Raw genomic sequence first — 9,778 nt, 5'->3', positions numbered from 1 at the left:
GGGCCTTCGGCGCCGTCCAGGTAGCAGTACTCCACCGTGTCGACCTGCGCATTGCTCGCAGCCAGGTACCAGGCGGTGGTGCTGTTGCCGTCCAGCAGGGGCTCGACGATGGGCTCCAGCGAGGTGCGGCCGCCGCTGCGGAACTCGTTCACATCTGCCTGGCGGGCCGGCACGTAGTTGCTGCTGGTGAGCTGATAGGCGGTCTGCTCGAGGGACGCGGGCACGATGAGGTAGCTCGGCGCGATGCCCAGCTCTTCACCGGCCAGGCCCTTTTGCAGGCGCATGGCGGTGCGGCCGGCCGACAGGGCTGTGAACTGCAGAGCGCTGCCAGCACCGGTGCCCAGGTTGCCGTGATCCGCGTGGAAGAGCGTGGTGCCGTCAGACAGCGCCGCATTGGCCGTGAGCTGGGCGTAGACGAGACGGTTCTCCAGACGTCGGGCGGCAAAGCCGAAGGCGCTCACCAGGCGGTCAAAGGCCCGCAGGTCGTCGTTGATGATGGCCTGGCGCGACAGGGACACGATGCGGCCATAGGTCAGCACCTGGTAGGACTCGGCGCCGTCCTTCATCGAGCCGTACTTGAATTCGCCGTGTTCATTGGTGCGCAGCAGGTCGGGGGCGGCCGAGAGCGCGGTGATCGTGATGTTCTTGAAGTCGGGCGCATTGGGGGCGCGGCGGGCCCAGAGCGCATAGGTGCCGGGGTTCTCGTCGTAGGCACTGCGCAGGCGCTTGTTGGCCACGTTGGCAAACAGCGACGGAAAGTCGCTGGTGGTGTTCATGCCACCGGCTCGGAAGTGCAGCATGCGGGTGGCGAGCGTCAGGCGGTCCATGCCGCGGGTGCTGACGCCGTGGCCCTCCAGGAAGTCGCGGCCCAGCTCTAGCAGGCTCATGCCCCGGTACTGGCGACCGTTGTCGTCCAACTGGGTTTGCGCAGCGACGCGGTGCAAGATGGCCTGCTCGATGCCGGCCATGCGGGTTTGCATCTCATCGCGCACGGTTTGGATCTGGCCGCCCTGCCCGCCCTGGACATTTCGGTGGCCACCGCTGGCCGCGTCGCGGCGGGCCAGCTCATCGAGCACCGAGCTGCGGGCCTGCTCCACCGAGTTGCCCGAGCGAATCAGGCCAGCGGCCAGGTGGGCCACACCATGGCGGGCACAGAGATCGGTGATGTCGGCGGCGGCAGAAGCTGCGGCAATGGCTGCTTGAGCTGCGGCATCAGCCTGGCTGCGCTGAGCGACGGTGCCGGCTTCAGGGGCTGCGGACGAGGAGGACGAAGAAGCGGGGGCCGTGGCGGTGCTGCCGCCGGCATCAGTGCTCTGAGGCATGGAGGAATCCTTTCGGGTTTGGGTTTCGGCGGAGAGGCCCACCGTGGGCAGGGAATGGGCGCGGGTCTCGATGAACTCGCAGGGGAAGGTGCGAAGCTGGAAGGCCTGGTCTGAGGGGGCTGCGCCATCGGCGCCAGGGGCAGAAGTCGCACCAGCAGCACCAGCACCGGAGCGGATCTGGCTGTCCATGTCGGCGGGGATGGGCACCAGGGAGACCTCGTAAGGTTCCCAATCGACCACGCGGTAACGCCACAGCTCGCCCTCGTTCGCTGGGGCCACCATCTCGATGCGATGGCGCACATAGCCCACCGACACATTGCGGATGATTCCGTCAGCCACGTCTTGCACGTAGCCAGCCACCGACTCACGGCGCGAGAAGGTCGCGCTGCAGGTGCCTTGGCCGTTTTGAATGATGGGGTTTTCGACCACGCCGAGCTGGGCCTCGAGGCTCCACTGGCTGTGGGTGTTCAGGAGCGGCGCCCCCCCGGCGCAGACGATCCAAGCGGATAGCGCCCTCTTCCACCACCAGTTCTTCGACATAGGCCCGGTCGCGGAACCAGTCAAAGCACTTCACGCCCGCACCGGTGGTGAAGACGATTTGCGCGGTGGCGAGGGGGGAGGAATCAGGGGCGGAGTTGTCCGCCTGTGAGCGCTGGAAACCGCGCAGTTCCATCTGGCGGCCAGCGAGTGGCAGGGCCTCGCGGCGGGTCTGGATCTCAGGGGTTGGGGTCTCGGACATGCACTGATCGTGCTGTCCGAGTTGTTCCGTTTCCAGGAAAAGTGGGACGACTTTTCTTAGAGTCGAGTAAACCGGCTAGGCGCTATTGTTACCACGACAGTTGATAACCTTCTGGCCGAGACATTTTGAAGTAGTCACCAGAGAAGGTACCCAAACACAATGCACATGGCTCTAGTTTGACTCCAACCCGCTTGCTAGCAAGCTGCCCATAGCACACTAGCTACCTACAGCTCATCCGGCCTCTGATGAGCTCTCCTTCGATAGCTGCTCGTGGGGAGATAAGAACTCAATGTCGCTCGAGAACACGGCAAAGAAAGCGACGTACATGCGTTGATCCAATTGCACCGACGGCGTTGACATCGATCGACCAAAGCCCGGGCGGCGGCGCACGAGGTTAACATCATCGGATAAGGAAGGAAAAAATGACTCAAAAACTGCTAAACGCTGTGGTCCACAAACTTGAAAAAGCTGCTGGAGCCCCTGCTCGAATAGTCGAAGCACGCGCTAGCTTAGATATCCAAGACGAGCCACTCCAGACCCTAGTGAATCAAGTTCATGCCGTATATGGCAGTCGAGAAGCGAAAAGCTATGGGAAGTTTGACCCAGAACTCTCCCCAGTCTCTGCCGAATTACACCTAAAATCCCTTAGAGACAATGAAAATGCGGATTTTTTAGAAATATCAAAGCAATTAATGAGGGTATTAAAAGACAAATCCGATGGCGAGAACTTCGCAACAGGTGGTCATGTATTAATTGCAGATTCTAGCGCTGCCAACGTTCGCTGGGCAGTAGTCGTCATATTGAACAATAAAGCCGGAACGACTATCAATGAAGATTTGAAAGTTATCCAATCGCCATATCTTGACGTCGATGGAATCCGTTTCGCAGGACGAGTTAATCTTACGACCTGGGGTGAGGGAAACACGGAACGATACATTAGCTTTCTCAAAGGAAAAAAGAACGAGGTCTCTCAATATTTCCAAAAATTTTTGGGCTGCTCAACTGTTCAAGAAGACCTCAACGACACACGCAACCTTGTAAAAGCAGTAAAAGAATTTTCAGCAAAACAAGGCTTACCGAAAGCCGAGCATGAAAATTTGCTTAGAGAAGTATATAAATTTGCGGAAGACAAAGCCACTGCAAAGCAGCCGCTTGATCTTTCTGAGTTGGCCAATCGTGTTTGGCCAAGAGAACCAGCCGAATTAAAAAATTCTTTCGCACAAGCTGACCCACCGATAGCAGATGGATTTATTCCTAGAAAACGAGGACTAGATGGCTTGACCCGTTTCTCGGCAAAGGCATCCAACTGGAAGCTTGAATTTGACCGCGAGGCAATTCAGGATCATACTATTCGATTTAACCCGGACGATGAAACACTCATCATCCAAAACCTACCACCAGAAGTCCTTGCCAATTTGCGCGCTGAGTTTTCCGTAAATGAAGAAGAAGAAAATATCGCTGATTGATTTGACGACACTGTTTCGTCAGATGCAGTCTCGCCAGTGGCGTGACGGAAGACTGCATGGCGAAATTGAAGTCAAGGATACAGCAATGGCTGAGCTTCTTCGGGAGGTTCTATCCGAAGGTAATGCGGATGCTTTTCCATGCTTGGTTGAACATGGCGACTCAGACTCCATCAATGTTGGAGACGTCCTTCACTTGGGTTTTGGGTCTCCTCGTACTAGCATTGGTTTGGTGCTGGAATCGATTGAGGCATTACTTCGAAATCGTGAAATCGCTGCAGGCACAGCAGAACACAGTTGGTATGTAGTTAACGAGGATATTGGCAGCTGGGAGACCAACTCCGATCTTTGCTCTCGCATTGAAGCCATCAAAAAATTAGTTTCCGCATTTGAATCCTCTGCTGCGTTATTTGACCATCGCAAGAGCGTATTAATATTTTTGCGAAATGGAAGATTTGACGTACCAATTAGCTATAGCGCAGACACACTACTGAAATTTGATTTGGTCGCAGCCCGCAGTTTAGCTGAGGCACTTGAGCTTAACGATGGACACAGCACCCAGCGCAGAGAAATATGCTGCACTGCCGTTTGCGAACTACTCGCCAACACACCGAGCGAAAACAGATTCAATCAGCTATTGATAAAAATAGCAGAACTAAAAGTTCGCTTTGACGATGGATACAGATTATTCGCAGCATCATTCTCATTTGACAAAATTCGAGACGAAGCTGAAGAAATGCGTATTGAATACACAGCAAAAATTCACAAAACACTTGCCGATATACAAGGTCAACTATTAGGCATACCAATATCAACTATTGTGGTGGCCACCCAGTTCAAAGAAGTTACAACAACACCCGGCCAACTCTGGATAAATATTGCCATAATGGTTGGCGCAACCATATTTTGCGCCCTATTATTTATAGCACTATGGAATCAAAAACACTCTCTGGATGTAATATCAGAGGAAGTTGATCGTAGCGAAGCGTCATTGAAAAAGCAAAATGTTGAATTAGCCTCAAGATTCAGCGAAATATTCAACAAACTGAGATCTCGCATATTCTGGCACGAGGTGGCCCTATCCATAATTGCTCTTATAGCTATTGTTGCGTGGATTCTAGGATTTGCTGTTTTTTGGATGCTCACTCAAGCAAAACTCTAATCTTTAATCTATACCTTTGCCTCACTCTGCATAGATGGCTGTCCGTGCCCCGCGCCCATCGTCCGCCCCTTCTGCAACATCATCAGAAAGTCCAGCGTCCCATCCCGCTGCAGCCTCTCAAAGTCGGCCTTGTACTCGGTAAAGAACAGCTCCGGCTCCATGCCCCGACGGCGTAGGCTTTCGCTGATGGTGCAGAGCCCACCCGCGATGGCATCGAGCTCGGCCGCCACATCCTGCACCGGGTTCACGTAGTCCCACTTCGGCGTCGCCCAGTCGCAGGCGTAATCCGGGCTCTTCAGGATGTTGCCCAGCACCGCCGCATCAATGAAGGCCCGCCAGATGGGCTCGCACAGCCCCGGGATCAGCGTGAGCCACTGCAACTGCTCAGCGTTGCGCCGGTACTCCAGGATGGCCACCCGTGCGCTGCTGAAGTTCACCTCACGCACGTCTCCGGTGAGCATTTCGTAGGTGATGCCCATGCCGGCCGCGATCAGGTGCAGTTGCAGCTTCACGTAGTCCACATAACCCGGCACCGCATTGGGCTGGACGGTCGTGATGTTCAGGCCCGAAGGGACCTGGATGATGGAGCCGCTGCTCAAGGTGCCCAGGTCGCCTGATTCGGATCTCTGGTCCGGGGTGCGCTGGTCTTCTGGTCCCAGCGGCCCCATGGAATTCACGTCGCCGCTGGCGATCACCGACAGGCGCGATTCGAGGTTCTTGCGCTGGGCTTCGGCGTCTTCGTAGAGCTGCAGGTCGCGCACCCGGCTGATGACGGGTGCCAGGCGGGTGAAGCCCCTGCCCTGCCCTGGCCGCTCGGGGTTGAAGAGGTGGATGATGCGCTCGGCCGGAACCGGGCTGCTGCTGGTCCTGGCCATGCGCGGGCCCAGGACTTCACCAGGGTGTTGGTCAAACAACCAATACGCCACCCGCTTGCCCAACGGGTCGTACTCGATGCCGTTGATGATGGTGTTGGCGCCATGGCTGCCCACCTTGGCGCTGTCGAGCCAGTCGATTTCCAAGAGCTGGAGCTGCAGGGGCACAGGCAAGCCATCGCTGGGCCGACGGGCTCGCAGGCGCACCAGCACCTCGCCGTCTTGCTCCATGGCCCGGTACGCAGCCGCCTGCAGGCCGCCCAGGTTGCGCACACCATCGGCATCGGCCACCTTGGACCATTCCTGCCACAGGGCAGTGATGCGCTTGGCGTCCTTGCCCAGGCTGCGCGGGTTGATGCCGGTTCCGATGACGTTGGCCACCATCGAGCCGAGGCCTCGCGCGACGTAGGGTGTGTTCTTGACCAGGGAGCGGGCCCGCACGCGCAAAGTGGCGGCATCGGCCCGGTGGTCGGTGTCGGCGCTGGCACCGGCCCGGCGGGGTCGCCAGCCATCTCGGGTACTGGCCCCTTCGTAGGCCCGTTGCAGCAGCTCACGGGCTTGGTGGCGGCGCAGGCCGGCCTGGGGATTGAAGGCGCCGATCAGGCGATCCAGAAGGTTGGCCATGGTCCATCACTCCCGCGAAGTGGAGAAGCCAACACGCCAAGCGCCCGGGTTGCGGGGCGAGCTGGCCCGGGTCAGGAGGCTGGCGATGTGCTCGCGGGCGGATCTCAATTCGCCAATGCTGCGGTAGCGCACCTTGCGCAGGCCGTTGGGGCCGTGGATCTCCACTTCCAGCTCGCCGGTGGCGATGGCGGTGTCGATGTTGTCAAGGTCGGTTTGGGTGTAGGCCATAGGGGGGGGAGTGGTCGGGGTTCAGGGTGTTGCCCCGCCAACTTATCCAAGCCGCTGTTCCATTTCCAGGAAAGGTGGGACAACATTTGAACGATGGCTACCGGTTCCCAGGCTGTTTGAGAATTCGGTAGACCGTCGTTCGCCCGATGTTGAGTTGCCGGGCCACCTCGCTGGCGTTGCGCCCGTTGAACAGCCGCAGCACGTCCTGGGCCCGTTTGTCACGCTCAACACGGGGCAGCGCCGGGATGTAGCACTCGATGCCAGCAAACTCCGACCGGACGTCGGCTTTGAGGCGATCGATGTTGCACATGGCCCGGGAGGCCTCCGGCAATTGGGATTCGAGGTAGGCAAAGATCCGGTCCAACAGGTCAAGTTCAGTGATGGGCTCAGGCGTGGTCTTGGGAGGGGTCATTGCTGAAGTGATTCGGCAGGAGAAGAGGCAAAAGAAGAGAGGAAGGCAGTTCGGCTTATCGCGCTGTGGCAAGCGCCTGCGCATACGCCTGGCGGTAGTTGTTCAAAAGGTGCGCATCCGCAATGCGCTGCCCCACCGTCTCAAACGCCAGGCGCTTGCGGTAATTGACGGCCGTCACGTAGATCAGCACCGGGGTGACCTGGCGGCCCATGAATTCGCGCTGGTACACACCCGGGCGCAGGCCCTTGGCGCCCGGCATCACCACAAAGAAGCGGCCACCGGCCCTGCGCTGGGCGGCGATCTTGCTGCGGGCATCCGTCGACATGTTGCGGGTGAAGCCTGCCGTCAGCGTGACCCGCAACTGGCTCAGGATCTGGATGATCTGGCCTGCGCTCATGTTGCCGAAGGCATCGAGCCGGGCCCCGGCCCCTGGCACCGCATACCAGCCCTTGGGCATCTGGCCGGTGATCTGCAAGGCCCGTTCAAAGCGCTTGAGGGTGCGTTGCCCGCCCACGATGTGGGGCAGCATGTAGCGGGTGGCCGGGGTGCCGGCATTGGAGGTGGCCAGTTCGTCCTTGAGCCAGACCGTGGCCTCCAGATTCTGGGTGGTGGCAGCCCGGATGAAGAGGCTGTTCAAGGTGTAGGGCGTGGGCCGGTCGATGGTGCGCTGGATCTCAGAGCGCAGGCTGTCGCGCACCTGGGTGGCAGTCGTGTTGAGGGCGGTCTTCAGGGCAAAGCGGGTTTGCTTGGCCAGCTCGCCCACCAGCCGGGCGGGGTCGGGGAAGTTGATCTGGGCGTGGATTTTCATAGGGTTACCAGGCGCGGGTGAAGGTCGGGGCCGGAGATCGGCGGCGGGCGTAGCCGCGGTCTTGGGGTTCTTCGGGGCGGGGCGGGCTTGGCTCGGGGGCCACCGGGATGGCCGGAACCTTGGCAGGGAGCGGCGCACTGAACAGATCGGCATTGACCGGTTGCACCGCCGCCTCGATCTGCTGCCACTTGCGGTCGCTGTGGTGGTGCAGCCCGATGCTCATGGCCGAGTGCAGCGCGTAGTTGCGGCAGTCCAGCACCTCATTGCGCGGGCGGCGCTTGACCCAGCGGTAGGTATCCCGCCCGTTGAGCTTGGCCAGGATGCGCTGCTCGGCCGTGAGCTGCTCGAACCACTCGCGCGGCAGGTCCTGGCTGAAGTGCACATAGCCCGGGCCCGGAGTGGGGATGGCGAGCTGGCCCAGCAGCAGGTCTTTGGCGGTGTCGACCCCCACGTTCCACAGCTTCACGCCCTGGGGCCATTTCTGGCCATTCCAGTTGATGTCCTGGATGCTGGCCGGGCCCAGCACGGGCACGCCCTCTTCGCCCCGGCCCTTCACAGCTCGCAGGCACGGGAGCTGGTGCTGGTTCTTGCGCACCCAGTTGTACACGGCCTGGGTCTGGTCGCTGGAGTCGATGGAGATGCCCGAGAGGCCCAGGCTGCCCGCGTGGTAGGCCTGGGGGTAGCGTCGCTGCAGGTAGGTGGTGACCTGCTGCCAGTCCTCTTCGCTGGCGGGGTTGCCCTCGATGATGTGGTGGTCCACGGGCCAGGACTCCAGGCCCCGGGCCCAGGCCCAGACGGCGATCTCCCAGCGGTTGCGCTGCACGTCCACGCCGGCGGTGAGCACCAAACCGCCCACGGGCACCTGGCACAGGGGGAAGGCTTCGGCCCGGGCCTGCAGGGCGTGTTCGTCGCTGCGCTCGCCTTTGACCTCCCAGGTCTCGCCCAGGGTTTCGTTGACGAAGAGCTGCATGGGGCCCGGGTCGCCCTTCTCCAGGGCCGACACCGCCTCTTCGAACTCTTTGACGATGCTGGCCCAGCTTCGCTGCGGGCTGTAAGCGGCCCAGACCTGCACGCCCAGGGTTTTGGGAGGTCGGGTGGGCAGGCCCTGGCTGTCGCGCCAGACGCGGTCAGGGCCGTAGCGCTTGGCGGTCTTGCTGCAGACCCAGGTGCCGGCCATGGGCTGGCCGCCGGGCAGGTAGTCAGCCTGGGTGATGGGCTCGCGGCAGTGGGGGCAGATGTGGCGCACGGTGTCGGGCTGGCCACGCTGCCATTTGAAGCCGTGAAGACTTTCCTTGCCGCCCCACATCAGTGGGTGCTCGGCATCGCAGTGGGGGCACGCAATGTGGAAGCGCACATAGCCTTCGGAGTTGTCGCAGGCGCGTTCAACGTGGCACAGCCCCTTAACCCCCGGGGTGGAGCCGCCGACAAACTTCGGGTAGGCCGCGCCTTCAAGCCGGCCCTTGGCCAGGCCGCCGGGGTCGCCGGACTTCTCGATCAACTGGTCGAAGGCGCTCCACTCGTCCAGGATGGCCACGGCCACCGTGATGCGGCGATAGGCCCGTTTGGCTTTGCCCCCGAGCAGGTGCAGCACGCTGTCGCGGAAGGGCTTGAACTTGATGGTGTCTTCGTTGGCCTTGCCCTGTTTGCGGGCCTTGCGCACGGCCTCCACCGCATCGAGCACGGGGTCGATCTCGCTTTTGACGTAGGAGTCGCGGTCATCGTCGGTGGGCTGCCAGAGAGCCTGCTTGCGGCGGCGGTGGGCGATGTTGTAGGCCACGAAGGCCGTGATCATCTTGGTGTAGCCGACCCGCTTGGACTTCATGACGGCGAGGTCTTCGATGCGGTCGTCGCTCATGAAGTCCAGGATGCCGGTCTGGAAGGACCAGCCAACCCAGCCGCCCTTTTGGTGGGAGCTTTCGCCAGCGAGCTTGAAGTGCTCGGAGGCCCATTCGCTCAGGCGCTGGGGGACTTCGGCGCGGAGGCTGTCCAGGCCCAGGCGGACCGAGCGCACGATGGCCTGGGCGGTTTCGTTGTGCAGGGTGACGGTGGCCGTGTTCAAAACGGGAGCCCTTCGGTGTCGGTAGTGGAGTCGTCGTCGGAATCGGCATCGGCCATGGCTTCCACCTGCTCGGTGACCAGGCGGGCGGT

General features: G+C 60.6%; 9 protein-coding genes. 2 read left to right on the top strand and 7 right to left on the bottom strand.

Going from position 1 to position 9,778, the window contains the following annotated elements:
• Both F624_RS33065 and F624_RS35450 read right to left on the bottom strand, forming a co-directional pair.
• A partial coding sequence (locus F624_RS33065) for a prohead protease/major capsid protein fusion protein (RefSeq protein ID WP_051107613.1) occupies positions 1–1,751 on the bottom strand: 1,751 nt, incomplete at its 3' end.
• Positions 1,687–2,061, bottom strand: a complete 375-nt coding sequence (locus F624_RS35450) for a hypothetical protein (protein WP_169426745.1) — start codon at positions 2,059–2,061, stop codon at positions 1,687–1,689. The genes F624_RS35450 and F624_RS33065, both read right to left, overlap by 65 nt.
• Before the next feature lie 422 nt (positions 2,062–2,483).
• On the opposite strand from F624_RS35450, the gene F624_RS34555 reads away from it, so the two are divergent.
• Together F624_RS34555 and F624_RS35270 are read left to right on the top strand one after the other, a co-directional pair.
• The gene (locus tag F624_RS34555; RefSeq protein ID WP_084679893.1) at positions 2,484–3,527 is read left to right on the top strand and encodes a nucleoid-associated protein; all 1,044 of its coding nucleotides are present in this window, start codon (positions 2,484–2,486) and stop codon (positions 3,525–3,527) included.
• Positions 3,499–4,686: a hypothetical protein gene (locus F624_RS35270; RefSeq protein ID WP_157443737.1), complete on the top strand. Its 1,188-nt coding sequence runs from the start codon at positions 3,499–3,501 to the stop codon at positions 4,684–4,686. The genes F624_RS34555 and F624_RS35270 overlap by 29 nt, the downstream gene beginning before the upstream one ends.
• An 8-nt stretch (positions 4,687–4,694) precedes the next feature.
• Here the strand turns inward: F624_RS35270 and F624_RS0131455 are convergent, their stop codons facing one another.
• The 5 genes from F624_RS0131455 to F624_RS0131435 all read right to left on the bottom strand — a co-directional run bounded on the left by F624_RS0131455 (position 4,695) and on the right by F624_RS0131435 (position 9,689).
• Positions 4,695–6,182, bottom strand: coding sequence for a phage portal protein (locus F624_RS0131455; RefSeq protein ID WP_019578337.1), 1,488 nt, complete (start codon positions 6,180–6,182; stop codon positions 4,695–4,697).
• Positions 6,183–6,188: 6 nt separating this feature from the next.
• Positions 6,189–6,410, bottom strand: a complete 222-nt coding sequence (locus F624_RS33060; RefSeq protein ID WP_019578336.1) for a phage head-tail joining protein — start codon at positions 6,408–6,410, stop codon at positions 6,189–6,191.
• A gap of 97 nt (positions 6,411–6,507) precedes the next feature.
• Entirely contained in the window at positions 6,508–6,822 is a 315-nt protein-coding gene (locus F624_RS0131445) for a Mor transcription activator family protein (RefSeq protein WP_019578335.1), read from the bottom strand.
• Positions 6,823–6,877: 55 nt separating this feature from the next.
• Positions 6,878–7,630 carry a hypothetical protein gene (locus F624_RS0131440; RefSeq protein ID WP_019578334.1) on the bottom strand — a complete coding sequence of 251 codons (753 nt, stop codon included), beginning with the start codon at positions 7,628–7,630 and terminating at the stop codon, positions 6,878–6,880.
• Positions 7,631–7,634: 4 nt separating this feature from the next.
• Positions 7,635–9,689 carry a phage terminase large subunit family protein gene (locus F624_RS0131435; RefSeq protein ID WP_019578333.1) on the bottom strand — a complete coding sequence of 685 codons (2,055 nt, stop codon included), beginning with the start codon at positions 9,687–9,689 and terminating at the stop codon, positions 7,635–7,637.
• Positions 9,690–9,778 lie beyond the last annotated feature (89 nt).

The organism is Curvibacter lanceolatus ATCC 14669 (assembly GCF_000381265.1).
Taxonomy (GTDB): domain Bacteria; phylum Pseudomonadota; class Gammaproteobacteria; order Burkholderiales; family Burkholderiaceae_C; genus Curvibacter; species Curvibacter lanceolatus.
Note: the sequence above shows the minus strand (reverse complement) of the source record. Positions and strands in the feature narration are given on the sequence as shown.

Bases quoted from the DNA above. Each gene is read 5' to 3' on its own strand.
- F624_RS0131440 (WP_019578334.1), bottom strand. From the start codon at position 7,630: ATGAAAATCCACGCCCAGATCAACTTCCCCGACCCCGCCCGGCTGGTG.
- F624_RS34555 (WP_084679893.1), top strand. From the start codon at position 2,484: ATGACTCAAAAACTGCTAAACGCTGTGGTCCACAAACTTGAAAAAGCT.
- F624_RS33060 (WP_019578336.1), bottom strand. From the start codon at position 6,410: ATGGCCTACACCCAAACCGACCTTGACAACATCGACACCGCCATCGCC.
- F624_RS0131445 (WP_019578335.1), bottom strand. From the start codon at position 6,822: ATGACCCCTCCCAAGACCACGCCTGAGCCCATCACTGAACTTGACCTG.
- F624_RS35270 (WP_157443737.1), top strand. From the start codon at position 3,499: ATGAAGAAGAAGAAAATATCGCTGATTGATTTGACGACACTGTTTCGT.
- F624_RS35450 (WP_169426745.1), bottom strand. From the start codon at position 2,061: ATGTCCGAGACCCCAACCCCTGAGATCCAGACCCGCCGCGAGGCCCTG.
- F624_RS0131455 (WP_019578337.1), bottom strand. From the start codon at position 6,182: ATGGCCAACCTTCTGGATCGCCTGATCGGCGCCTTCAATCCCCAGGCC.